General features: G+C 40.6%; 33 protein-coding genes, 1 tRNA gene and 1 pseudogene. All 35 read right to left on the reverse strand.

Going from position 1 to position 24,811, the window contains the following annotated elements:
• Positions 1-505 precede the first annotated feature (505 nt).
• A complete protein-coding gene (locus ACVR1G_RS08265; protein ID WP_447452702.1) occupies positions 506-760 on the reverse strand; it encodes a hypothetical protein in 255 nt (84 codons plus the stop codon).
• 14 nt (positions 761-774) lie between these two features.
• Positions 775-1,644 carry a hypothetical protein gene (locus ACVR1G_RS08270; RefSeq protein WP_447452703.1) on the reverse strand — a complete coding sequence of 290 codons (870 nt, stop codon included), beginning with the start codon at positions 1,642-1,644 and terminating at the stop codon, positions 775-777.
• A 15-nt stretch (positions 1,645-1,659) separates the two neighbouring features.
• A complete protein-coding gene (locus ACVR1G_RS08275) occupies positions 1,660-2,670 on the reverse strand; it encodes a hypothetical protein (RefSeq protein WP_447452704.1) in 1,011 nt (336 codons plus the stop codon).
• Between the two features lie 282 nt (positions 2,671-2,952).
• On the reverse strand, positions 2,953-3,132 hold the full coding sequence (locus tag ACVR1G_RS08280) for a hypothetical protein (protein WP_447452705.1): 180 nt from the start codon (positions 3,130-3,132) through the stop codon (positions 2,953-2,955).
• Positions 3,116-3,781: a hypothetical protein gene (locus ACVR1G_RS08285; protein ID WP_447452706.1), complete on the reverse strand. Its 666-nt coding sequence runs from the start codon at positions 3,779-3,781 to the stop codon at positions 3,116-3,118. Before ACVR1G_RS08285 ends, ACVR1G_RS08280 begins: the two co-directional genes overlap by 17 nt.
• The gene (locus ACVR1G_RS08290; RefSeq protein WP_447452707.1) at positions 3,768-4,199 is read right to left on the reverse strand and encodes a thioredoxin; all 432 of its coding nucleotides are present in this window, start codon (positions 4,197-4,199) and stop codon (positions 3,768-3,770) included. The genes ACVR1G_RS08285 and ACVR1G_RS08290 overlap by 14 nt, the downstream gene beginning before the upstream one ends.
• Positions 4,200-4,204: 5 nt before the next feature.
• Positions 4,205-4,639, reverse strand: a complete 435-nt coding sequence (locus tag ACVR1G_RS08295) for a hypothetical protein (protein WP_447452708.1) — start codon at positions 4,637-4,639, stop codon at positions 4,205-4,207.
• Positions 4,640-4,933: 294 nt separating this feature from the next.
• On the reverse strand, positions 4,934-5,104 hold the full coding sequence (locus ACVR1G_RS08300) for a hypothetical protein (protein ID WP_447452709.1): 171 nt from the start codon (positions 5,102-5,104) through the stop codon (positions 4,934-4,936).
• Between the two features lie 13 nt (positions 5,105-5,117).
• Positions 5,118-6,248 carry a DNA cytosine methyltransferase gene (locus ACVR1G_RS08305; protein ID WP_447452710.1) on the reverse strand — a complete coding sequence of 377 codons (1,131 nt, stop codon included), beginning with the start codon at positions 6,246-6,248 and terminating at the stop codon, positions 5,118-5,120.
• 22 nt (positions 6,249-6,270) lie between these two features.
• Positions 6,271-6,609: a hypothetical protein gene (locus ACVR1G_RS08310; RefSeq protein ID WP_447452711.1), complete on the reverse strand. Its 339-nt coding sequence runs from the start codon at positions 6,607-6,609 to the stop codon at positions 6,271-6,273.
• A 1-nt stretch (position 6,610) separates the two neighbouring features.
• A complete protein-coding gene (locus tag ACVR1G_RS08315; RefSeq protein WP_447452712.1) occupies positions 6,611-6,805 on the reverse strand; it encodes a hypothetical protein in 195 nt (64 codons plus the stop codon).
• A 2-nt stretch (positions 6,806-6,807) separates the two neighbouring features.
• Positions 6,808-7,215, reverse strand: a complete 408-nt coding sequence (locus ACVR1G_RS08320) for a YopX family protein (RefSeq protein ID WP_447452713.1) — start codon at positions 7,213-7,215, stop codon at positions 6,808-6,810.
• A 10-nt stretch (positions 7,216-7,225) separates the two neighbouring features.
• Positions 7,226-7,381, reverse strand: a complete 156-nt coding sequence (locus ACVR1G_RS08325; protein ID WP_447452714.1) for a hypothetical protein — start codon at positions 7,379-7,381, stop codon at positions 7,226-7,228.
• Between the two features lie 55 nt (positions 7,382-7,436).
• Positions 7,437-8,231, reverse strand: a complete 795-nt coding sequence (locus ACVR1G_RS08330) for a DNA adenine methylase (RefSeq protein ID WP_447452715.1) — start codon at positions 8,229-8,231, stop codon at positions 7,437-7,439.
• A gap of 191 nt (positions 8,232-8,422) precedes the next feature.
• On the reverse strand, positions 8,423-8,746 hold the full coding sequence (locus tag ACVR1G_RS08335) for a hypothetical protein (RefSeq protein WP_447452716.1): 324 nt from the start codon (positions 8,744-8,746) through the stop codon (positions 8,423-8,425).
• Positions 8,747-8,748: 2 nt separating this feature from the next.
• Complete coding sequence (locus ACVR1G_RS08340) at positions 8,749-9,165, reverse strand: hypothetical protein (RefSeq protein ID WP_447452717.1); 417 nt, start codon at positions 9,163-9,165, stop codon at positions 8,749-8,751.
• A gap of 8 nt (positions 9,166-9,173) precedes the next feature.
• A complete protein-coding gene (locus ACVR1G_RS08345) occupies positions 9,174-9,383 on the reverse strand; it encodes a hypothetical protein (protein WP_447452718.1) in 210 nt (69 codons plus the stop codon).
• A gap of 121 nt (positions 9,384-9,504) precedes the next feature.
• A complete protein-coding gene (locus ACVR1G_RS08350; protein WP_447452719.1) occupies positions 9,505-10,986 on the reverse strand; it encodes a primase C-terminal domain-containing protein in 1,482 nt (493 codons plus the stop codon).
• Complete coding sequence (locus tag ACVR1G_RS08355; RefSeq protein ID WP_447452720.1) at positions 10,983-11,186, reverse strand: hypothetical protein; 204 nt, start codon at positions 11,184-11,186, stop codon at positions 10,983-10,985. Before ACVR1G_RS08355 ends, ACVR1G_RS08350 begins: the two co-directional genes overlap by 4 nt.
• A 13-nt stretch (positions 11,187-11,199) precedes the next feature.
• Positions 11,200-11,349: a hypothetical protein gene (locus ACVR1G_RS08360; protein ID WP_447452721.1), complete on the reverse strand. Its 150-nt coding sequence runs from the start codon at positions 11,347-11,349 to the stop codon at positions 11,200-11,202.
• Between the two features lie 174 nt (positions 11,350-11,523).
• Positions 11,524-11,838 carry a thioredoxin gene (gene trxA / locus ACVR1G_RS08365; RefSeq protein WP_447452722.1) on the reverse strand — a complete coding sequence of 105 codons (315 nt, stop codon included), beginning with the start codon at positions 11,836-11,838 and terminating at the stop codon, positions 11,524-11,526.
• Between the two features lie 78 nt (positions 11,839-11,916).
• Complete coding sequence (gene copZ / locus ACVR1G_RS08370; RefSeq protein ID WP_447452723.1) at positions 11,917-12,120, reverse strand: copper chaperone CopZ; 204 nt, start codon at positions 12,118-12,120, stop codon at positions 11,917-11,919.
• A gap of 383 nt (positions 12,121-12,503) precedes the next feature.
• The gene (locus tag ACVR1G_RS08375; RefSeq protein WP_447452724.1) at positions 12,504-13,397 is read right to left on the reverse strand and encodes a cation diffusion facilitator family transporter; all 894 of its coding nucleotides are present in this window, start codon (positions 13,395-13,397) and stop codon (positions 12,504-12,506) included.
• Between the two features lie 17 nt (positions 13,398-13,414).
• Positions 13,415-15,652, reverse strand: a complete 2,238-nt coding sequence (locus tag ACVR1G_RS08380; protein ID WP_447452725.1) for a heavy metal translocating P-type ATPase — start codon at positions 15,650-15,652, stop codon at positions 13,415-13,417.
• 21 nt (positions 15,653-15,673) lie between these two features.
• Positions 15,674-16,096, reverse strand: coding sequence for a CopY/TcrY family copper transport repressor (locus ACVR1G_RS08385; protein WP_447452726.1), 423 nt, complete (start codon positions 16,094-16,096; stop codon positions 15,674-15,676).
• Positions 16,097-16,948: 852 nt separating this feature from the next.
• A complete protein-coding gene (rbfA, locus tag ACVR1G_RS08390) occupies positions 16,949-17,302 on the reverse strand; it encodes a 30S ribosome-binding factor RbfA (protein ID WP_447452727.1) in 354 nt (117 codons plus the stop codon).
• 32 nt (positions 17,303-17,334) lie between these two features.
• On the reverse strand, positions 17,335-19,446 hold the full coding sequence (infB, locus tag ACVR1G_RS08395) for a translation initiation factor IF-2 (protein ID WP_447452745.1): 2,112 nt from the start codon (positions 19,444-19,446) through the stop codon (positions 17,335-17,337).
• Positions 19,422-20,085 (reverse strand): annotated as a pseudogene (locus tag ACVR1G_RS08400) (translation initiation factor IF-2 N-terminal domain-containing protein); the annotation flags it as partial. The gene infB and the pseudogene ACVR1G_RS08400, both read right to left, overlap by 25 nt.
• A gap of 18 nt (positions 20,086-20,103) precedes the next feature.
• Positions 20,104-20,406, reverse strand: a complete 303-nt coding sequence (locus tag ACVR1G_RS08405) for a YlxQ-related RNA-binding protein (protein ID WP_447452728.1) — start codon at positions 20,404-20,406, stop codon at positions 20,104-20,106.
• Positions 20,399-20,695 carry an RNase P modulator RnpM gene (gene rnpM / locus ACVR1G_RS08410; RefSeq protein ID WP_447452729.1) on the reverse strand — a complete coding sequence of 99 codons (297 nt, stop codon included), beginning with the start codon at positions 20,693-20,695 and terminating at the stop codon, positions 20,399-20,401. The genes ACVR1G_RS08405 and rnpM overlap by 8 nt, the downstream gene beginning before the upstream one ends.
• Positions 20,696-20,739: 44 nt before the next feature.
• Positions 20,740-21,975: a transcription termination factor NusA gene (gene nusA / locus ACVR1G_RS08415; protein WP_447452730.1), complete on the reverse strand. Its 1,236-nt coding sequence runs from the start codon at positions 21,973-21,975 to the stop codon at positions 20,740-20,742.
• 89 nt (positions 21,976-22,064) lie between these two features.
• Complete coding sequence (gene rimP / locus ACVR1G_RS08420) at positions 22,065-22,541, reverse strand: ribosome maturation factor RimP (protein ID WP_447452746.1); 477 nt, start codon at positions 22,539-22,541, stop codon at positions 22,065-22,067.
• A 687-nt stretch (positions 22,542-23,228) separates the two neighbouring features.
• A tRNA-Ser gene (locus ACVR1G_RS08425) sits at positions 23,229-23,315 on the reverse strand.
• 42 nt (positions 23,316-23,357) lie between these two features.
• Complete coding sequence (gene trmB, locus ACVR1G_RS08430; protein WP_447452731.1) at positions 23,358-23,993, reverse strand: tRNA (guanosine(46)-N7)-methyltransferase TrmB; 636 nt, start codon at positions 23,991-23,993, stop codon at positions 23,358-23,360.
• 1 nt (position 23,994) lies between these two features.
• On the reverse strand, positions 23,995-24,786 hold the full coding sequence (ccrZ, locus tag ACVR1G_RS08435) for a cell cycle regulator CcrZ (RefSeq protein WP_447452732.1): 792 nt from the start codon (positions 24,784-24,786) through the stop codon (positions 23,995-23,997).
• Positions 24,787-24,811: the final 25 nt, after the last annotated feature.

A 24,811-nucleotide genomic window follows, 5' to 3' on the forward strand; every position in this document is an offset into this window, starting at 1 on the left:
AACTTTTGAGTCAATTCCCTAACAAAGAAAAGTTTTTAGGCGGCCCAAAAACGGCCGCCCTTCTTTTTTCTTTTTACGGAGAAAAAGCCAAAAGAAGCAAAAAAGAAAACTCAGACTCGCACCACAACGAAATATAAAATTTCTGTTTGTGCGGTTTTCCTTTGTCTGAGACTTTCCTCCAAGGCTAAGGCCTTTTTAGAGGTCTCAGAGTCAGAAAAGAGCATAAGGGAAACTGTCCCCACGTTCCGTGTGGACCCGTCAGTGACGGGGTTTCCCGTACCGGTAACTTTCTCTGCTATCGCATACTAACAACACTAGGTCATTTCGGCCTTTTTGCATACCAACGGCATACTAAAATGACAGGCAATTTTCAAATAACATACAATCAACACTAAGATTTTTTGGCCATTTTTGGGTGAAAACTGCCACAATTTTAGCACAGCTGTTGACGAAAAGAGGCCAAATCCTTTTTTAAGATTCCGCCCATTTTCAGCTGAAGAGGTCGTCAACTTTCGGGCTCATTTTGAGTCGCCTGCCGCTTTTCTTTCTCCTCATTTTTGAGAGTTTGTAATTCATTTTTTAGCTCAGAATGGACCGAAACCAAGTCAATTGATTTCTCCTTTTTCTTGCGAATTTGAAAATAAATTTTTCCTAAATCTAGCAGATAAGCTTCTTCTGCTTTCTTGCGTTCGGCCTCAATCGCCTTCAATTTTTCTGCTTGTGCTGCATAATCTTTATCCAGCTTAGTTAAATTTTTCATTGCCATTTTGTTTCTCACTTTCTACCATTTATTTTTGCCAGACCGATAGAGTTTAATCGCCATTCTGGATTAACGTCTGCTTTTTCATATTCCGAGAGGGATAAAGATAAAAGTTTGTAATTTAACTCATCTTTTTCAAAAGGATAAACATAAAAAATTGGGGTTAGTATAAGATTATCTTTTTCAAATTTTCTAAATTTTTGATGACTTAGAATATTATAAACTCCGACAATCTTTGTCGACTCCTTCTTTAACAGGAAGCTACATTCGACAAATTTCTGATAATCATTTTTGATGGCATGTTTAGAAATCGTTCGCAGACGATCGTCAATATTTTCAATAGCCGCATCTTTAAAAATATTTGTCTCAGGAATATTTGAATCGGTTGATTTTCGTATCCCCAAGTACGATCTATTCAAAACTTTTTTAAAGAGATAAGCTTGGAAAATTTTGGGGCTCAAGAACTTAATAAGAAGATGAATCACACCAAAAATGAGCCACACTTCTAACATAGAAACCAACAATTGTTCGCTTGGTGATAGTCTTAAAGAAGCCATTAGGATTACAAATTTCATCATGAAATAAATCGTGGAACTTAAAACTTGAGTGATAGAAAACCACTCCTTTAAAAAAGATTCGATAAGATAAAAAGCAATGATCAACATTAAAAAGACTGGCGTTATACTCATGCTCATTTTCACTAAAGTTACTAATGTTTTTTCAGGGAACCATGTATGAGCCCAAAAGCTAAACAACATTCCTAAGAAAACTATCGCCACCAATCGAAACAGCCATTTATCCACAAAGCCTATGACCCAATTTAAAAATACAACGGCTGTCAATGCTGTACTTTCTTTACGGTAATTTTTAAATAATTGAAACATTAAAATCTCCTTTCTCTATTTATTCAGATGAACCGATTGAACGGGACTGGCAAATTCAAAGGTGCCATTTTTAACGGCTTCTTTTTTCGCAGCTAACGATTTCAACTTAGCCTGTATCGTTTCGATATTGGTATTTGCCTCTTCAATCGTTGTATTTTTCGAGTCAATATCATCTTGGATTTTCTCAACATTAGATTGATTATCTTCCAAGTCTTGCCCCGTTAGATACTTAGCATCTTTGTTCAAATGTTCAATCTTAGAACCGTCATCTGAGATAACTTTATTCAGCTGATCAATGGATCGATTGAGAGATTTTAGCTGCCCTTTTTGGAAGGTCACTTCCTTATCTAGCTCTGATAAAGTGAAGGCTTCTCGAGATGTTTCAGCAATCGATTTGGGCTTCAATTTTGGTCCTTGAGTCGTTACATAGAACTCAACAATATTGTCATTCGAAGAGGATTTCTGACTCTGATTTGAAGCAAATGAAGAGGACGATGACGAATCGCTCAAGTCAACATTGATTTCAGAAGTATCAACCGAATGGTTAGTAATATCGATCGCAATTGCCTCAAAATTTTTAGGAACACCTGTGATAATCACTGAAATTTTATTATCAATAATTGGCACAACTTCCATCTGCATCGCTTCAGATGGATTCTTGGCGTACATCTTCCAAGAGAGATTATCTGAAGCAATACCCAAGTCCACATCCGTTGTTTTATCTGATGTTTCAAACTGGAGAACAATGGCTCCTTTCTTCTTATCATAAGTTTGAGACGTCATCTTAATACTGCCAGAATTATTCTGGAAAGTTTGTTCGGTGGCCAACTGGGCATCTGAATATTTCTGCTTATTTGGTGAGAAATAAGAGCCAACTACCAGGTATGAGATGACCGATAAAAGAACCAAAACATTGACAAGTTTACGCCTGACTTTATTGCGTTTATACCATGTAAAAGGCCAGAGAACCGTCTGAAGAAATGGGGATTCATTCAGACGGTTACGGACCTTTTTGAGACTATCCATAGGTTACAGTCCTTTCTGTTTAAGATAATAAGAGTTTAAGGGATAATCATTTTTTAACAAATTTACCGACAGTTCAGCGTCATTTTTTTCTAAAAAAGTCCCAGGTAAATCCCTGAAACTTTGTGCCCAATAACCGCTGAAAAATCATCAAGATAATAACTAAAATGGGACTAAGAATTTTATTTCTTTCCTCATCATTCCAATAGTAACTGACTCGACAGATTGGCAGCAAATAACAGGCCAATAACAGTAAATCAAACGTATTATGAAAAAGAAAATTAATCATGAGCGGTTACCCCTTTGGGATATTTCGATGGCTGTAACTCCTAGTAACGTCACTCCCAGAATAAGATCAAACCACCAAGGAGCTTGAAGAAAGTTCCCAAACCAATTAGTCACATGATTCAACAAATCCAAAAGCCATTCGACGAGTTTAGCAATCCATTCAACTATAATAATCATTTAATCCCTCCTTTAATTGATCTAAAATCCCATACTTTTTCTCGTACTGTACTTTCACTGTATAAGCCATTAACATTAAAACAGTTGACAATACTAGAGTAATCCCTGATAATTCTAGTTTATGTTCCCAATAAAACTGAGAATTTAAAAGAGTTCCTAAAAAAGTAGGCGTATGTCTTATATCAACATGACCATGATAAGGACGTAACCCTTCTTTTGGGCTATAAGTCACAAAGTCTTTTGAGTCCTCATTTGTATAATCAACAATACGATCATACATCTCTTTAGAAACAGCAATACTATCTGCCTGCTTTTCTTTCAGTAACTTTGCAGATAGATCATCAATCTGATCACCTTTGAAAGGGTCAAGCTCAAATGCATATTCATTAGAACTAGAATTATAAATTTTTGAGATAACAACCTGATAGCGTTCTTTATTACTAAAGGATTTGTTATAAACCTTTTCAGTGGCTGTTGCTTTGATTTGATAAACTCGAGTTGTCGTAATGCGGTTATAAGGATCCTTATCCTTATAGATCATAAAAGCCATATAGAGACTAGTCACTATAAAAACAATAACGGCTACTATTACATAAGTTCTGATAACCCAATACCAATTAATCTTTTTATTTTGATTATTTTCCATCATCAAAAGCCTCCTTTATTTGATTAGAATCTGCCATCTTTTCTTTTCCTCTACCATTTTTAGCATAAATGAACGATTGAGAAGTTCCCTTTCGGACCTTAATGACAGTAGCAGCCTTTCTGACTCCATAATAATTAACAAGTTCCTTACCAGATTCAGATTCAACATCTATATAATAAGTTGGATAAGGACTATCTTCGGCAGCTTTGATAACTGCTTGTTTTCCAGCACGACAATATGGACAGCCAGGCTTATAGAACACTAGATTAACATCCTGATCGACCACCGTCTTTTGATACACGGCAGCTGACAAATGCTTATCATAGTCTTTGACAAAAGCTGAGATACCAACTTTAATACCGCTTAGAACAATAATAATAACAGCCAAAAAGATTAGCCAGATTTTTTTAGATGAGTTCATGTCAATTAACCTTCCTCTTTATAATCATCAATAGAGTTATATTCCAGCTTAGCCTTAGCAAACTTTTCTAAGGTCCACTGAATAACACAATAGTTACTCCAGAGATCCCCATCTAATTGTTTTAAATCAATCAGCTTCTGAGAAAATCCTTCTAAGTTCCCCATGGTTACCTTAATAAGAAATTTGCGCCTATCAACCACAATCTTTTCCATACCTTCATAGATAGCTGAAAAGTAATCATTCTTAGGTTTATTTATAGCTATTGAAATATTATCAAATGTTATGCCATACTCATCAATGTCCAGAACCAACTTGGTTTGTTTCATAGAATACCGCCACCCGGTTCTTTTATAAAATGTTCGTGTAAATACATGCCTATACTTACGCTCTGGTTGGTTAAAAGCTAGGGCCAGCTGGTCATTAATTTTTCTTTTAGTCATAGATAAAGCTCCTTTATGTATATCCCTGTCTGGGATTCCTTCGCTTGTGAAATTCTTGCTATTTGAGCTTATAGCTTCTCCGACTATGAACCAAAAAGCAAGAAATGTAATGATAACCTCAAAGAAGAAAGCTAAAGAAAAACAAAGTGTAACAATATTTTCGTCTAAAATAGACATTAAATATTTATATAAAAATAAAGACGCTACGTACCAGACAGCGGTATAAATATATTGGAGGATTGTCCCTTTGCCTTTTAACTTTGGATTAATCAAATAAAGATAAATCATTTTCCATCACCCCCCGAAAATTGACCTCATAATATGATTAGCTGCCTTTCCTGCTTCTTTAACAACAGGAGAAAGAAAAAATGAAACTACCACTACGAAAATTAGTTGTAAAATGAGTTCCGCTTTATCAATTTCCTTCTTTTCTCGTCTTTCATTGCGTGTTGGATTATCTTTCATTTGTTTTTCCTTTCTACACTAATCGCTCTGCAATCGCTTGGATCACAGGAACAGTTACGCTGTTCCCTGCTTGCTTATACAGCTGAGAATTAGAGTTGACCGCTTGAGCCCTATCAAAAGCCCAATCAGGAAAACCCTGCAGGCGCCAACATTCTCGAGGTGTTAGCTTACGAATCCTTGCCCCTTGCTCTATGCCAAAGGTTCCTACAGACGTTGACCCAGAATGACCATTAGCCGTTAAAGTCCCAATCATCTCTTTTTCTGATTGATTATGTAAATCATAGATCTTAAGATAATTATTTTCCTGGTAACTGTTACTGGTTAAGGTTGGGGCCAAATCATGGTCACCGCCTTTGTTATAGCCATGGCTGCGTTGAATGATCTTGACGCCTTCTCCTTTGTTTGTAGTGATTGTGGGAGCTAAGCCATTCGTTTGATAAACCTTGCCATTCATTCCTCGGCCAGAGGGATGGATGTTACCAATGACCTGCGGCTGTTGACCTTCAACAATGTACGATCCGTTACGTTGGGCTTCGTAGTATCTGGCGTTGAGAGTATTGGTAACAGCTTCTTGTCCTTGAAATTTTTGAGCTTCTGTGTCGCTGTCTCCGAGAGGAAATATTGGTCGGGTACCTGCTCCTCTAAGATGTCCGATAATGTAGATCCGGCGTCTATCTTGGGGGACACCGAAATGGGCGCTGTTAAGCACTTGCCATTCCACATCATACCCCAGTTGGTCCAAGGTTCTGAGCATGGTCTCAAATGTAAGGCCTCGGTCATGGGAGAGGAGCCCTCGGACGTTCTCAAGGAATAGATATTGAGGTCTGAGAAGAGATGCGAACCTTGCAATTTCAAAGAAGAGAGTTCCTCGTGTATCTTCAAAACCTCGTCGGTTTCCCGCAAGGCTGAAAGCCTGGCACGGAAATCCGCCACAGACAATGTCCACACCTCTGAGTCCTTGAATAATGTCATCTGACACTCTTCTGATGTCATGTAACTCTATTTCTCCTTTCGTATCATAAATAGCCTTATAACTAGCTCTGGCAAACTTATCGATCTCACAGAACCCCAGGCAGGTATGACCTGCGGCTTCCATACCTAATCTAAATCCGCCGATCCCCGAAAATAGATCTAGAAATTTCATATTTATCCTTCACAGTTCCAGATTACAGATTAGGGACAAGAGATTTTAATGTCCTATAATCAATTTCTTTGTCCTCAAGGACGATTTCTTTATAAAACTCGTCAAAGTCATCTTCTGCCTCTTGTTGCCTAGAGCCGTCATAGCCCACTAGAGCAAAACCTGCTCCAAGTCCAAGAGTAGAGGCCGTAATGACGTCAACAAAAGTTGACATAAATCCTTTTACTTCTTCTGAACTAAAAGGTCTTAAAGAAATGATTCCCGAATAGGTAACCCAATCTTCATCATCAATAGTCCAATAGACAAACTTATTTTCCCCTATTTTTCTATAAAATCCGTAAGCTGTATTCCCGTTGTTTTCCATGTCATTCCTCCACCTTTCTAACTTGCCAACCAAGTGCGTCAGCAACTTCCTGAGCTTCCTCAAAGTTGTTAAAGCGTTTAGCCACAGAATCAGCTCCTGGCATATCGTCTACTGCTACAACCGCAAAAACGTCATACCAGTTTGTGAAATAGAGGTGATTGCCATCTGTGACAACATAACTATTATGATTTAACACGGTTATTTTCCTTTCTTTTCAAAAGCATGGCCAACAATAACAAGGCCATAAAACTCAACATGTTCCTCACACAGAAGATCTGAGAGTTCTATTGTCTTTTTACGCTTATCAGAAGGCTCATAATAGTGACGAAACTCAAATGAGCCATCCGTCCAGTAAACAGTCCAATGTTTCCAATCCAAGGAATTCTCAGAGGCACGGCTTTCTAGGATATGGCCTTCATAAATCATGTTGCCTTCCCTATCTTTTATTCCTGTAGAAGACAGTAGTTCAATACCATCAAAAGAGCGGATACCACAATCACTGTCATCAACATAAGGCAAGGTCCAAATGATTTCTCGATCAAAGTCAATGCCATGAACTGGTAAGATTTCTTTAAATTCTTTATCCCAAGCTAAAAATTTTTGCATTATAGATACCTCACATCCATACAAACCAAGCAACAGCCAGCACATCAACTAAAATAATAGAAACAAAATATTTGATATCATCACTTACAACAGTTGCAACAGGAAAAAATAAATTTGCAAGCACTAACAACAGTGCAAACATTCTTTCTAAAAAATAAACATCCATTTATACCCTCTTTTCTGCCATTTCCTTCAGATTCTTCCACATCTTTTTTTCTCCTTTAACTAAACAATTCTAACTGCTGGGCTGGCTGAAAATTCATCCAGAGGACTTCTGTCCGTGGCAGCCCTTGCTCTGCAGTAGCTGCGAATTCCAGACGCTGCCAGTTTGATAAATACTGGTCATACAAGTCACTGGCATAGCCGCTAAGAATGATCTGAGCCTTGCTCTGATTCAACAGTTCTAACAGCTCTATATGGTCATTATCCGACATCTCATACTTGTATTGCTCTCTTGTTCTGGTTGACAGAACGTAAGGAGGATCAATATACATGCAAACCTCTGGATGATTAAACCGAGAGATCAATTCTAGAGCAGGCCTATTTTCTATCTGCACTTTTTTTAGGCGTAAAACTACCTCTTGAATTAAATCAGGCAAGTCAGTCCAATGCTTAACGGCATAAGCACGTTCACGGCCAACTATGTCATTTTTCCAGCCTGACTTTTCTTTCAAACGAAAACCGTGAGACATAACTGACCGAACAAGGAAATTAAAAGCTTGATCAACTTCTGTTTTAGGGTGCTGTTCCCAAGCCATGTTGTAGATTTTGCGACTGTAGGGCGTTAAAAACAGCTTTTCCTGAAGGGAGCCAGGATCAGACTGAATGACCTGAAAGAGATTGATAACATCATCATTGAGGTCATTCACTGTCTCAATAGGACTGGCCGATTTGGTAAAGAGCACTGCTCCAGAGCCAAAATAGGGCTCCAGATAGCTCTTATGTTCAGGCAGTAAATCTACAATCTTCTGTGCTAGATTCCATTTACTGCCTGGATATCGTAATAGTGATCTCATACCAATTCACCTCTTTAGAGAAGGCAAATATAAAGTGCCTTTATAATTTTTAAAATACCTTTTATTCAGCATCCTAATAGCAGCCTGCCCTTGCCGTGTGCGAGGTTTTTCTGTTGCTGTCTTAATACTTTTAAGTACTAGGCTTCGATCCCCAACATAATCTAGCAATTTATATGTCATAATCTTCTCCTTCAATTATCATCTTTCCCAAAAATAACATCAGGAATCCAACTGTCTGTATCACGATCATGATACATAAGTGTGAGATAATGGCCATTGTCTCTGGCCAACTTGATCACCGCTACTAATGCTGGAGTTAAGCCAGTTACATAAACTGTGAGGTCCCCTGTACCTGACTTGATATCCAAATGGTCTAATTTTGTTCTGACAACATCATATAAATAGGCAGGATTGATAGGAAATGTAATATCTCCCTCTCCAAAAACATAATCTTGAACAGGCAAATCATGTCTGCCTGCAATGAGTCCGAGTGATTTTTCTATTCTATTTTTCATTTTTAGTCCTCCATAAAATCAAGTAAGCTAAGCTGAACCTTGGTTACCTTAGCAAGCTGGTGAACTTCCTTTTTCACCTGTTGGTAGGCCTCTAAAATAGACCCAAAGGAATCAATATCAAACTTGGTATAAATTCCCAAAATTGGCATTAGAGGATAATGCTTTTGTTTCTCCTCTTTGAGAAAGTGGCTGACACCCTTTTGGGAACTGATTATTCGATCAACCCGTATCAGAGCTGGAAGCGGCGTCAAATAATCAGAAGATTGATAAAACGTCAGACAAACCTGACCAGGTTCAATTTGGGAAAAATCTTGATGATTCTGAGCTATCTTAAAATAATAGACATCAGCTTCTTGCCCCAGCCCAGTAAGATAGTAACCTTTTATAATTTTGGTTTGGGGAACAGCTTGTTCAGCCATAAAACCTCCTAACTAGCCCTAAAAAATTTGAATGGGGCATTGTAATAACAAATTTTTTCCTCGTCGTATTCACTAACTTTTTTAGTCACCGCTTCTGGTAGTTTCAAGCGGAATCGCTCTAGATACTGATGAGCTAAACCCAAGCTATCAAATGTCTTGATTGCTCCATTTTCCCTCACATAATCCCCAGTTTCATAATTTAAAATAATCCAGCACATAAGATTCTCCTTTTTGGCACCTGCTAACAACTGCTAAATTAAATTTCCCCACTCTGTCTTTTTAAAATAAGCATGGCCTATCCTAGATATAAATGTAATGGCAGATTGCGGGTTTAAAATTTTAACCAACATCAGTCTCAAACAAATAGAGCTGTCTAGCCTGTTCTAGGCTTTCCAAGGCTTCTACCATGATTCTTGCTATCCTTCCCTTCTTTTCTCTAAAGAGGTCTGCTAAATAATTCATATAAGCCTCCTGTTGCTCCTTTTTCAGCTGGAGAACCTGCAATAAGAGCGTTCTAATAGCTCCAATCCTAATACCGCCTCCACGACCAGCTTTGACGGTATAGAAGACTTTCTGATCTTCCTTCAGCAGTTGTAAAACTTTATCCAAACTGCGCTCAGGAATTTTGAGAGCCTCTCGGATTGTCTTCTTAGACGTGTATAAGATTGGACTATCCATTGAGGTTGTTTCCCTCAGGTAAGCCAGAATATCTTCCTTCCACTCATAAAAATGAGAGCGGGATCGCTGGCTGCGTTTTTTTTTGAACTTGGTCCACCCTTGACGGATGAAGAGGTCTTTTACCGTTAAATCAGTATTGACCCAAGTCTTGCACAGCAGCAAAATATATTCTCTGCTGGCCGCCTCATATTTCTCCGAGTAGGCACTTCTGATGATCTTGAGGACTTCCTCTGAGGCGAGCGGTTCGGCCAATCGGTCATTAAATTGATCTAAAGCGGCCTCACAATCGTCCTGAGAGACACCTGATGAGTAGTTCGCTAAAGCCAATGTAAATAATACATTGTTTCTACCCATCCGAGCTTTAGCGCCTTTAATGACCGACTCATTCATTAGCTTGTGATACCAGGGCTCATCAATTTGTTTCTGTCCTGATGTTCCTGCAATAACTGTCAGATTAGGCCGTTTGACAGGCCAATCCGATTGCTTCATAGACCAGTTGAGCCATTCCTCGAAAGAATAGGTGTAGGCCTTATGATAGAACTCCAGGTTGTCTTTCCGTGGCATTCGTGCAATTCCAAAGTGATTACACGTCATATCGACTGGTAGGCCTTCTTTTTGAAAAAACAGTCTCAGATTTTGAGAAATGGTCTTAGCCACTTTGACCACTTTAAACTGAGAGTTGGCCGTGACATAAGCTGGCTCAGAGAGAGCAAAATAAGCTTGATAACCATGGTCTGACTTTAAAATAGCCGTTGGCATAAAGCCTAGATCAATCGCAGCCGTTAGAATATCACTGCTGGTCATAGCTTCAGCCTTAGACGGAATGTCAAAGTCTACAACAAAGGTATTAATCTGTCTCAAATTATCCTCGCTGTGTCCCTTAGTAATCCGACTTTCCTTATCACTATATGTCCCGTAACGATAAACGTTTGGGGTCCAGTGACTAAAGGTCATCTGATGATCCTCTAAAGCTTCAAGAGAGGTCAGGACTAGTCCTTTAGCGCCAATCATAGCCTGCTTAGAGCGATAACCGAAAATTGCGCCTTTAGTTCTTTCCTCAGCTGAAGATAGACTTTTTAACCGACTATTTTTAAATCTTGTTTGCCTTAGACCATCTTTTAATATCAATTCATAAATGCTCATTCGTCATAACCTTCATATCCCTTGATATAAACCGTACGCTGATTAGCATCCAGATGAAAAGCTTTAAGATTACTATCGCTTTCCACAATCATACTGTTGCCATAATCCATAGGAATAAAGACATTATCAATAGTCAAAATGACTTCTGCCTCAGGATTAAGCGTTTGTAGCTGTTGTATTAACTCACGAACTCTTGTCATACATAATTTCCTCCTACAATCCCATTGTTTCAAATAGATCTAGCTGATCTTGAGAACTCACTGATAATCCTTTAGTTTCTGTTTCAACTGCAGGATGATCATGATCAATCACCTCAAAGATCTTCAACTGATCAATATCTAGGACAAGTTCTAAACCTTTCATAGCTGCTGCTCCTTCCTCTATAAACTCACTATTAAATGAAACGGCAACAAAAAAGAGAACAGATGTAACTCTGTCCTCTAATCAAGGTTAATTTATTACTATTCTAAAAACTCTTACCACTTACGTTATACACTCAGCAAAAACAGCGGACCTTATGGGCACGCTGTTTTATAGTTATCCTACTTCAGCTAGAATTTGCTTGATTTGGTCTTTGGTATGAACACCTGCTACTTGTTTAACCACTTGACCATCTTTTTTGAAGAGAAGGGTAGGAATCGACATGATACCAAATTTACGAGCTGTTTCTGGATTTTCATCGACGTCCATTTTAAGGACGCGCAATTCGTCTTCATCATACTCTTCAGACATTTGTTCCAAGATTGGTGATTGCATGCGACAAGGGCCGCACCATGTTGCCCAAAAATCTACAAGGACAAGGCCTTGGGCTGTTTCTTCTTCAAAGGTTTTATCAGTTACGACTTCTGCCATAATAAGATCTCCATTTCTTTTGATTATAGTGCCATTCTATCGGAAAAAGATGGCTTTGCCAAATATTTGCTACGAGAATTAAATTTCACTGCCTAATTGATAATTTGTTCCTTTCAAAGCATTTTTCAGTGACCATTTCCAAGCTTTGCCTTCAATGGTGACTTGATTTTTTTCAAGATCAACAGTAGCTGACTCGACGCCTTTAACTGCTGACAGTTTGTCAGTGACTGTTTTAGCGCAGCCATCACATTTCATTCCTGATACTTGATACGTTTTTGACATGATAAACTCCTTTATATATAAGATATGGCAGAGAGGTGATAGCTAAGCGCTCCGTACTTGAAAGCAAATGCCAATCACTAAAGAGGCTCAGCTATCTCTCCCACTAACTGCGTTAGGTTAGTCAATTTCACTAACCTAACGCCGGATCACTAAACCGTTAAGCACTCTAAAGAATAGAGAACCTCACGATGAACTACTAAAAATTTTAGGAAAATTATACTCCCTACTCCATCATTATTCCTGTAAGAGCTCAAACTGTGGTCGTTTTTTCTCTTTGCACAGCTTGTAAAAATTCAATGGTGAAGTTTTGAGACTTTAAGCTATTTGGGGAATAGGGAACGAGGATGCTATGGCTATAGTCATTTTTTGATTTTTACCTATAATTATTCAATCTCATCAGGTGGACAATGATGGTCATGTTCAAAACTACTATCATCACATTCGATAGTCGATTGTACGACCTGATAATTTTCCAGAAGGTGATGGATCTTATCCTTGACTAATTTTTCATCCTGCCGGTCCGATAAGATAATATGAATCATGGCGACATGCTGCCTACCATCTATGGACCAGATGTTGAATTGGGGGACGGCTTTAACTTCCTCTAAGTCCGCAATAGCCTGACGTATTGTCAACATATCTATATCTCTTGGGGATGCTTCAAGAAAAATCCCTATATTTTTAACAAAGCGCGGGATGGCCTTGCTGAGAATGAAGAGAGAGATAGCCAGTGATAACAGCGGATCGAGAATATACCAATCGGTAAAATGGAGCAGGATAGAAACAAGGATTACTGCAAACCACCCCAAGGTATCCTCTAAAAAGTGCAGACTTAAAATTCTCTCATGTTCACTCTTTCCCCGACTGAGCAGATTTTGAGCCGCCAGATTCACCGCAATGGCGATGATGCCCAGCCAAAGCATACCCTGAGCATTGACAATTGGGGGGTGGAAAAGCTTGGGAATATTTTCTACAAGGACAGCAATAGACCCAGCAATCAAGATAGTTGCTGTGATCATAGCTCCTAAAAGGCTAAATCGATCGTAGCCCAGAGTGTAACGATCATCAGACCTTTTAGTTGCAATCTTCTCAAATAACCAAGATAAGCCGATAGCTAGGGCATCACCGGTATCATGAACAGCATCTGCTAAGATAGCACTGGAGTTAAAGAGGGTCCCAAAAATGAACTCCGCAGTCGCAAAGCCGAAATTTAGAAGAAAGGAGCCTAAAATAGCTTTTTCAGATTGATGATGTCTGCTTTGGTGATTGTACCCCATTGTTGTTTCCCCATGTCTTATACTCTTCGATACTTTAAGCGAAGGCTATTGAGAACTACTGAAACTGAGCTAAAGCTCATGGCAAGACCTGCTAGCATAGGATTCAGAAGTGGCCCTCCAAATAAGTATAACACACCCATGGCTACGGGAATAGCTAAAATATTATAGATAAAAGCCCAAAAAAGATTTTCCTTAATGGCTTTAATAGTCGCCTGACTGACCGTCATGGCCTTAGCAACGTCCATTAAGTCAGGCTTCATCAGCACGACATCAGCTGATTCAATGGCGATATCGGTACCAGCGCCCATAGCTAAGCCAACATCGGCTGTTGCTAAAGCTGGCGCATCATTGATCCCATCACCGACCATGGCGACTTTTTTACCTTGAGCTTGTAAATCACTGATCGTTTGGGCTTTTTGATCAGGAAGCACTTGACTAATCACGTGGTCAAGTCCAGCTTTTTGAGCGATAGCTTGCGCTGTTTGTTCATTATCTCCTGTTAACATGACAAGATCAAAGCCACGTTCTTTCAGCTGGCTCAAAGCTTCCTGACTGTCTGGCTTAAGCTGATCAGCCACTCCTAATAACCCCATTAACTGTCCTTGACTGGCAGCGTAGATTGGAGTCTGTCCTTGCTGTGTCAACAAATCAAAATCAGAGCGAGCTGGGGTGAGATCAATAGAGGCCTGCTCCATCAGATTTTTATTACCAACTAGCCACTCTTGCCCATTGATTTGGCCTTTAAGTCCAAAACCAGCTAGGTTCTCAAACTGCTCTACATCTAATAACTGAAGGTGATCTTCTTTAGCCTTAGCAACAATTGCTGAACTGATAGGGTGGCTAGAATTGGCCTCTAAACTTGCTAAAACAGTCAGCAACGATGCTTGATTGACATCACTTGTATAGCTGTAAAGCGATAGCAACTCTGGTTTTCCTTGGGTCAATGTTCCTGTCTTGTCAAAAACAATGGTATCAACTTGGTGTGCCAATTCAAGACTATCACCAGATTTGAAAAGGATTCCATGTTCAGCTGCCAGACCTGTCCCAACCATAATTGCGGTTGGTGTGGCCAACCCTAGGGCACAAGGGCAGGCTATCACTAAAACACTGACAGCCACAGTCAGGGCGAAGGTAAAGGACTCTCCGCCGATAAAGAACCAGACTAGCCCTGTTACAAGGGCAATCCCCATAACAATCGGTACGAAGATACCTGAAACCTGATCGGCAATTTTAGCAATCGGTGCCTTGGTTTCTTGCGCCTCTTCTACTAACTGAATAATCTGTGAAAGCAGAGTATCTTTGCCCAATTTTTCAGCCTGAACGGTTAAAGCTCCCTGGCTATTAATAGACCCGCCATAAACTTGATCACCGACAGTTTTTTCAACAGGGATAGATTCTCCCGTCAGCATAGACTCATCAATTGAGGATTGACCAGTCACTATTTGACCGTCGACTGGAATTTTTTCACCCGGTTTAACTAAAACGCGATCACCAATTACCAGCTCCTCAATAGGTAGCAGTATTTCCTGATTATCTCGGATCACCAAGGCTTCTTTAGCCGAAAGGTGCATGAGTTTTTTAATGGCTTCAGAGGTACGCCCCTTAGAAAGAGTTTCAAAAAACTTTCCGAGAGTAATCAGGGTCAAAATAACCGCAACAGACTCGAAGTAGAGTTGATGGATGTGGTGGTGATGTCCCAAAATCACATGGTAGGTGCTGTAAAGACTGTAAAGAAAGGCTGCGCTGGTTGCTACTGCAACTAGGCTATCCATATTAGGATGGGCCTTGATCAGAGATTTAAATCCTGATCTGTAAAAGTGCCAGCCCAATACCATAACTGGTACTGTTAATAGAAGCTGAATCAGAACAAAAACCAGCGGATGAGAGTGATGATCTAAAATCTGCGGCAGGGGCATCCCAACCATACTTCCCATTGATATATATAAGAGAGGAAGGGTAAAGATTGCAGACCAAATCAAGCGGACTTTCATACCGGCAAGGCGCTTTAGCTCTCGCTCTTCTTGGCTGGCATCTTTCTTTTCATCAAAAACATGAGCACTGTAACCTGAATCTGCAACCGCTTTTGCTATCCGATCAGCATCTAGTTGTTGCTGATCGTAGGTCACTGCCATCTTTTCAGTAGTTAGATTAACAGCGCAACTTTCTATACCTTTTAATTTTTTGACAGCTCCTTCGATAGTAGCGGCGCAGGCTGCACAGACCATTCCATCGACAACATAGGTTTCTTTAACCATAAAAATACCTCCTTACTCATTTTAGGCTGCGCCAGTTTCATGACAGCGGCACTGGCCAGGTGTGCAGTCGCAGGTTACCTCGGTAAGAGCCTGTTTAGCGGATAAGATATCCTGCAGCGTCTTGATATCTTGCGCCGTCATAGGTGTTTCTCCTAACAATTTCCCCAGAAGGTCTGCATGCTTGGTGACACAAATCTTATCTAACTCTCCTTTTAGACTTGCTAGGTTTGCATCGTCTTCTGATACTTCTGTCCAATAAAGATAGCTGCGTCCCTCGCGACGACTAAGTAAAATGCCCTTGTCAACTAAACGGCCGATCAAAGTCTTGATAGTAGATTCTGACCAATCCTTCTTACTAGCCAAAACAGCGATAATCTGTTTACTGGTGACCTGCCCCTTTGTCCAGACAACTCGCAGGACTTCCCATTCTGCATTTGAAATCATATCAGCCTCCTTCAAAGTATTTTTATTTACGTTTGTAGATGTATTATACTCTATTTGTTTACGTTTGTAAACTTTTTTGTTTAAAAAAGAAAAATTAGCAACAACCTACCAATGGCACGCAAACATCCCAGAGAAAATAGGAAAGCAAGAACACATGGTAGCAATGCTATCATCTATAAAATAGGAATAGGATAAAAATCACAATTTCCCAGAAACCAATTTCCCTCCTCTTTCTATTTTGGGACTCGGGTCAAATCATCCGCTGGATAAGAGAAGGGCTAGGAAAAAAACAGCCAGTTTTCATACTTTAATCCTCCCCTTAATGCATAGCGGTTGGCTGATTTTCCTTTTGCTACAATATAGAACTCAGCCTAGAAGTTTATTTCTCTGAACCTCTTGCCAACGTAGGATAAATGAAAATGCCAATGGTTTAAATTGTCCTGAAGATAAAGGATTTCCCGCCCGAGCTAAGTTACTCAAACGCTAGATTTGAAGCAACTAATAAACTTTTCAAGGATATTAGGCGTCAAGGCTGGGAAATTTCTTTCATTTGATCATCTACATGATAAGATACACCTACATCATTAACAATTTAGTCTGGTAAAACAACCTTTTGCTCTTATCTCTTCTAAACCGAGTGCTTAAAAATTAAAAGCCGGGATAGTTTTTCCACCGATTTGATGCTTTAAACCGCAAAAACTCCCTTCATAGATGCGGATACTAGTGAAATTTTTGTTTTTTCACCGTCCACTACGAGGGGAGTTTATCATTTTTTATGCGTAATTTTGTGGATTACATGCTTTTGTGGCTGAGGCCAAGCCATCGTGGAAAATTATCCCAAAACTTTTTTGCTTAACCTTTTTTCTCCAGATCGCGCAGCATCTGATCGATCTTATTCCCATAAGCGATAGATTCATCCTTGATAAAGGTTAGATCTGGGATTTTATACATTTGGAGGTTCTTACCAAGTTCCCGCTTAATGGTTCCCTTGGCTTTTTCCAGACCAGTTTGGGCCTTTTGATTATCCGAAGCTAGATCACTCATAATGGTGTAGTAGACCTTGGCCATAGATAAATCTCCCAGCATTTGGACATCAGTGATGGTTACACCAGAGACACGGGGATCCCGTACTTTCTTTTGCAAAACTTCATTGACCTCACGTTTGATTTCCATACCTACCCGATCGGTACGAAATGAATTAGCCATGTGCCCACTCCTTTCTCTAAATGATTGGAGGCTTAGCGCTCAATTTCTTCCATGATATAGGCTTCAATGGTGTCATCAACTTTGATATCATTATATCCTTCAATCATGAGACCACCTTCTTGGGCATTGCCAACTTCTTTGACATCATCCTTAAAGTGACGAAGACTGGCTAATTTACCATCGTAAATAACGACACCATCACGAATCACACGCACACTGGACTCGCGGGTGACTTTACCGCTCGTCACCATAAAGCCACCAATGGTACCAACCTTAGAGACTTTAAAGGTTTCACGAATGATCGCTTCTCCCATAATTCTTTCTTCATATTCAGGATCCAGCATGCCTTTCATGGCATCTTCAATTTCTTCAATTACCTTGTAGATGATGCTGTGGAGACGGATTTCAACTTCATCACTTTCTGCCTGCATACGCGCCTGCGGTGTTGGACGGACATTAAATCCGATAACGACGGCATCAGACGCCTCTGCCAATGTAATATCCGACTCGTTGATAGCACCGACAGCCGAATGGACAATCGTTACCTTAGCTCCCTCAACTTCAATCTTTTGCAGTGACGAGGCGAGGGCTTCAACAGATCCTTGAACATCTGCTTTGATGATCACATTAACAGATTTAACTTCACTGTCTTTAAGAGTATCAAAGAGATTTTCCAGACTAACGCGATGATTAACTTGACGTTGCTTAAGCAGGGCACGCTTGGCACGCTCTTCTCCAGCTGCACGGGCAGCTTTTTCATCTGCATAGACGGCGAAATGATCACCAGCCATCGGTGCTTCGTTAAGACCAGTGATAGAAACTGGTGTAGAAGGCAGGGCAGACTTGACACGGCGGCCTAAGTCATTAGCCATAGCGCGAACTCGACCGAACGTATTACCAACAACGATCGGATCTTGCACATGTAGCGTTCCTTGCTGAACCAGAAGGGTGGCAACAGCACCTTTTCCTTTATCCAAACGCGCTTCGATCACCGTACCGATAGCGCGAACTGTCGGATCAGCCTTCAGCTCTTGAATTTCAGCAACGAGGAGTACTGTTTCCAAAAGTTCATCAATATTTTTATTGAATTTCGCTGAAATTTCAACAAATTCAGAATCACCACCCCAAGCCGTAGAAATGACACCATGCTCAGCTAATTCCCCAATAACGCGCTCAGGATTGGCACCTGGCTTATCAATCTTGTTAATGGCAACGATAATTGGTACTCCAGCAGCCTTGGAATGGTTGATGGCTTCGATGGTCTGCGGCATGACACCATCATCAGCTGCCACAATCAAAATAGTAATATCAGTAACAGAAGCACCGCGTGCCCGCATACTAGTAAAGGCAGCATGTCCCGGTGTATCCAAGAAGGTAATCTTCTTGCCACCAGCTTCGATCTGATAAGCACCGATATGCTGGGTGATTCCACCGGCTTCGCCTGTAGCAACACGTGAATTACGCAGGGTATCAAGCAAGGTTGTTTTACCATGGTCAACGTGTCCCATAATAGTCACAACAGGAGCCCGTTCGACCATCTGATCTTCATTGAGGTAATCTTCTTCAACAAAGAAACGCTCAATATCTGCATCATCCACTTCAATCTTTTTCTTCGGCTCGATGCCATAATCAACCATCAGTAGCTCGATAGTATCACCATCCAAAGATTGATTTTGAGTAGCCATTACGCCCATCATGAAGAGCTTCTTGACAATTTCAGCTGGTTCACGCTTAATACGTTTAGCGATGTCTGCAACAGTCATCCCTTCTGTATACTCAAGTTCCTTAGGCAATTCGTGGAATTTCCGCTCTGTTACTGGCTTAGGAGCCGTATTGTTATTGCGGTTATTCTTACCTTTTTTATTTTTCTTATTAGTGTTCCAGTTGCTGTTTCGTTGATTTCTCACTTGGTTTTGATTATTCCACTTTTTATTTTTATTTGACTTTGGTCCGTCTTCATTCTCGCTAGCAAAATCGCGCGATTTATCAGGCCGATTTCCCTTCTTACGGCGGTTATCCTTGGCAGGAGCCGGCTTAGTCACAGCAGCAGGAGCTGGACTAGCCTGAATGGGAGGAGCTACGATTGCAGAAGCTTCCTCTTTGGCCTGTCTCCTTTGACGAGCCTGCTCTTGTTGTTGAGCCACTCGCTGCTTATTTTCCTGTTCCTGACGGAATCGATTCTCGCTTTCTCGCGAGTACTCTGCATTTTGCTCAGCTTTTAAGGCAGCAGCTCTAGCTTTGAAGTCGATACGCGGCCCTTGATTTTGCTGCTTACGATTATTATCGCGACGATTGTTATTTTCGCGATTTCCCTGACGATTGTCACGGCGGCGTTCATTGTCTTGACTATCACGGCGATTGTTTTTGTTGCGGCCGTTTTGTTTGTTTTGGCGGCGCTCTGCCTCTGCTTTTGCTCTAGCTTCACGCTCAGCCTTGAAATTACGGATTTTAGGCTTGGCAGCAGGTTTAGAAACGCTCTTGTCCTGAGCTGTTTTAGTAGCAAGTCTTTGAGCTTCTGGTGCGGTCGTCGCTTGCGCTGACTTCTCTGCAGCGGTTTCTTTGTCATCAGCTTTTGCTGCAGCTGGTTGAGTTGAAGCAGCTTGCTGGGCTACACTTTTGGGAGCCGATGAGGTAAAACTGCTGGTCAAGCGTTGGGCATCCGCCTCTTCTAAACTTGAGGAATGGCTCTTAACATCCAAACCCAAGCTTTTGGCTTTTTCAACAACCTCTTTACTTGGTTTGCCAAGTTCCTTGGCAATTTCATATAATCTTTTCTTAGACAAATCTTGTCCTCCTATTCTTTAATCCATAAGAGTCCTCATTTTCTTTGCAAATCCAGCGTCTGTGATGGCCAAAACCTTACGAGAACGGCCGATAGCAACGCTTAATTCCAGTGCTGAAAACACTGTGGAGAATTCTATATCGTAGTAGTGACATTTATCAGTTATTTTCTTCTCAAGATTGGGGGCAGCGTCATTAGCTAGAAAAACTAGTCTAGTCTGGTGCTTCTGCATCGCTTTGATAACTAGTTCCTCACCTGAGATAATACAGCCAGCCCGTTGAGCTATCCCAACTAAGTTCGTTAATTTTTCTAGCTTATTCAAGGCCCAACTCTCTTCTTTTGACTTTGTGATCTACATAAGCAATCAATTCATCGTAGAATTCCTCAGAAACGGCCATAGAAAAACTGTGGTTAAAGACTCGCTTTTTCTTAGCTAACTGGGCTTCTTCATTGTCCAGTTTAATATAGGCTCCACGGCCGTTTTGTTTGCCTGTCGGGTCGATAAAAACTTTTCCTTCCTTATTTTTAACAATACGAAGGAGATCCCGCTTATCGATAACTTCCCCTGAAACAACTGACTTTCGCAAAGGTATTTTTCTTGTTTTTGGCATAAAACACCTTCCTTTACTTTTTAATCTGTATCCCTTAGCTATCCCTATTCCAGCTCTTCGGCCGATAGATCTTCTTCGATCACTTCAACTGGAGCAGCAGTTTCAGCTGACAGATCTTCTGCCGAACTTTCACCATCCGAAAGTAGAGAATCTGCATCAAGATTATAAAGTTCTTCTGTTTGTTCACTTTCAGCTTCCATTGCTTCGTACTCACTGGCTGACTTGATATCAATACGGTAACCAGTTAGGTGGGCAGCCAAGCGGACATTTTGTCCACGACGTCCGATTGCTAGTGACAGTTTGCTATCAGGAACCACAACAGTGGCATGCTTGCTGTTTTCATCATCGAAGATCACATAGTCCACCTCAGCAGGGGCGATAGCATTATAGATAAATTCTGCTGGATCTTCTTCCCACTGAATCACATCAATGTTTTCTTCCACTGGAATTTCGAGTCCTGTCTTAGTATCCACACGAACTGGGTGAAATTTACTAATAACCTTTTTGATATTAGCACCACCGCGACCTACGATGGTACCGATAGCATCAACATTGGAATTGTGACTGCGGACAGCAACCTTGGTACGGTCACCTGCTTCGCGAGAGACATTCATGATTTCGACAGTACCGTCGAAAACCTCGGGAATTTCTTGTTCCATGATGCGTTTGATGAATTGGGGATGGCTACGACTTACAAAAACGTTAACACCGCGCGGATTATTCTCAACCTTGTAAACGTAAACCTCAATGCGGTCGTGAGATTTGAAAGTTTCGCCCGGAATTTGGTCCTGATGAGATAATTGGGCTTCAATCGAACCAAGATTGACATAGATGAAACGCTGGTCAAAACGTTCAACCGTACCTGTCATAATTTCACCTTCATGCTCTTTATACTCACTGTAAGTGATCTCACGCATTTGACGGCGCATTTTCTCCATGATGGTTTGCTTAGCTGACTGGGCAGCTACACGTCCAAATTCCTTTACAGATTCTTCAAAGCGAATTTTATCGCCTAGTTCATAAGCAGAGCTAATCTTTAAAGCTTCGGCAAGACTGATTTCCAAGCGGCTGTCAAAGACTTCTTCAACGACTTCGCGGACACTGTAGACTTGGAAATCACCGGTTTTTTCATTATACTCTACTTCACAGCTCTCGGACTGACCATAGCGACGTTTATAGGCTGATTTCAATGACTCTGTGACGGCGTCGATAATATCTTTTTTATCAATATGTTTTTCTTCTTCCAGAATACGGAAGGCTTCTAGCATTTCTTTGCTCATAACAATAGTTGCTCGCTGTTTTAGCCGAGCTCTTATCCTTTCTAGTTGTATAATTTAACGCGTTTATAGTTGGTTCAACACTTTTAAGCCTAAAGCCTAACAGCCATCCTAGCCTTGGCCACTGTCTGATAAGGAATCTCGACTGTCTTTTGCCTAGTCTTATCCATATAAGTTATCGTCAGAGTTTCACCGTCAAAAGCAATTAAATCCCCTTCAAAAATTTTTACTTTATCAATGGCTTTGTAAAGACTGACATTGATATAAGAACCAATAACACTCTTGAGACTGTCAGCGGTCTTAAGAGGGCGCTCTAAGCCAGGGCTGGAGATCTCTAGCATATACTGGTTGGGAAAGGGATCTGGTTTGATCGTATCCAGTAGGGGACTGATAATATCGGTCAAGGCAGCCGTGTCATCTACAGTGATTCCTTCAGGCTTATCTACCAAGATAGATAGAACATAATCAGAACCCATTTTTTCATAGACCACATCAACCAGTTCAAAAGGCTCAGGAATGACTGGCTTAACCAAGTCACTCACGGTATCTACAATAGTTTGATTGGCGATAGTAACTTCCTCTTCTTTCTAGTTTTCAAAGGAAAACAAAATCAATACATAAGAGGCGAAGTCATAACTCCGCCTCCTTCTTTTCGTATTCTTGAGCATAGTATAGCATGTTAACCCCTTGATTGCAAGGATAATATGCACTTTAGGCCCATATTTAACCAATTTTTTCAAATCTCACAGCAAAACCTGCTTCTGCAGCAGGATTAATCTGATAATATCTAGATCTCTCATCTATTATCTCAGGGGCCCGTAGAATGCTGATAGCGCAACGGCCCTATATCTGGCTGCTCAATTTTAAATAGAAAGGATATCACTTTCTCTTACTGGGTATTCAAACGCAGACTAACTTCTCTAAAATTACTATTCTTAGAGCTTTTGGAGGCTCTGCATTAACATCTCCATTTTGACTGTATCCGCTGGCTTCCTTGCCTCTTGTTATCTAAAGTCAGCCCAAAAGCTCAACATTAGGTGGGGCGCCTCGCTTTCAGACAAACGACATTAGACCCTTAAAATTCCAATCGTTTTTTATTTTTAGAACTGTAGCAACACGAAATTTGGATAGCCACTCTTATTAACCAAACGGAGTTAGCAAGAGGGGAAATCTAATTCTAATTCACTCTAGTGATTGACCCTTGTTATCAAGTGCTCCGCACTTAGATAACAAGCCACTGGCGTATCTTAAAAACAAGGAGAAGAGGGGATTCGAACCCCCGAGCCCCGTTAAGGACTACACGCTTTCCAAGCGTGCGCACTCGGCCACTATGCGACTTCTCCATTATAAATGTCACACAAATGACATTATAACATAAAAACTTTTTAAAACCTAGCCTCAACTCGATAGATAGTCTGACCTTTTTGAGAAAATTTTTCTTCATATTCAGTCATTATATTTCCCTCAAAATTGCTGGCATGCAAATCCAGCCAAACCTTTTGCAAGGTCATGCCATACTGCGAAAAGCTAGCGAGACTATACTCAAATAATCCACGATTATCTGTTTTAAAATGAATCTCGCCATGTGGTGGTAAAATCTGCTTGTAGGAATCCAAAAAATTCTTATAGGTTAGACGGCGCTTTTCATGCTTTTTCTTGGGCCAAGGATCAGAAAAATTGAGGTAAAGGAGGTCAATTTCTTCCTCATCAAAATAATTAGTTAAGCTGGAGCCATCGACTCGCAGTAAGCGAATATTGTCCGCCCTGCTCTCTAATACCTTGTCCAAGGCATGGCTGAGAACTGATACTTGAATATCAATTCCAATGTAGTTAATATCAGGGTGAGCAGCCGCCATGCCTGCAATAAAAGCTCCCTTGCCTGAGCCTACCTCAATGTGGATGGGATTAACATTGCCAAAAATTTTATGCCAGTTTCCCTTGGCATCCTGAGGTCTTAAAACAACAATCTGAGGATTATTAGCGAGATGCTCCTCGGCACCCTTACGTCTTCTTACTCGCATTTTACTTTTTACCAACTATCTCGCGAAACTTGCGCAAATCGTAAATTTCTTGATTAACATGCTCCATATCATTTTCATCATAACACTTGAGTACTTGGGTCAAATAGGACAGCTGTCCGAACCAGGCTACTTTTTTCATGACGAGGTCATTATTTTTATAGCCATAGTAGCTGAGCCATTCACTCCAGTGAGTATAAGGAATATAGTGGCTGAGCATGTAAGCAACATCGTACATACGGTCAGTCAGGCGCACAGAATCCCAGTCGACAAGATAGATTAAACCACCGGTCGTAATGACCCAATTGCTGTGGCGTAAATCACCATGGACAATTGTTGCTTTTTCAGGGTCAAACTCAGGCAAATTATCCTTGAGTTCTTGAGCAATAGACTGGAGAAAAGAATTCGCTCGCAGCTGCTCAGGTACATTGTTTTCCCAATCAATGACTAAATCTCTCGGCGTCTCAATTTTATAGTTAAGCTGGGAAAGCTGGTTAACCAAGGTTCTTGACCGGTGCATACGCAAAAGAATCTGGATGATTTGTTTACTGCCCATGTCTTGCTTATTAAGAATGCGACCATTCAGCCATTCTTGTGCACTCATAACATCACCATTCGACATCCGCTTAGCCCATAGAAGCTGGGGGGCAATTTGTTCCTTAGCCAGAGCAGCCAAGATTGGTGTTGTATTCATTTTGACGAAAACGCGGTCGCCATTGGGATAAGTCCCAACATAGGCCTTGCCGCTTTTACCGCGCAAGGGTTTTAAAGTTAAATCTGAATCTGTAGTTGTCACAATAGCTCCCTTTCTATTAATGCTT

It is taken from the genome of Streptococcus dentasini, from assembly GCF_053206945.1.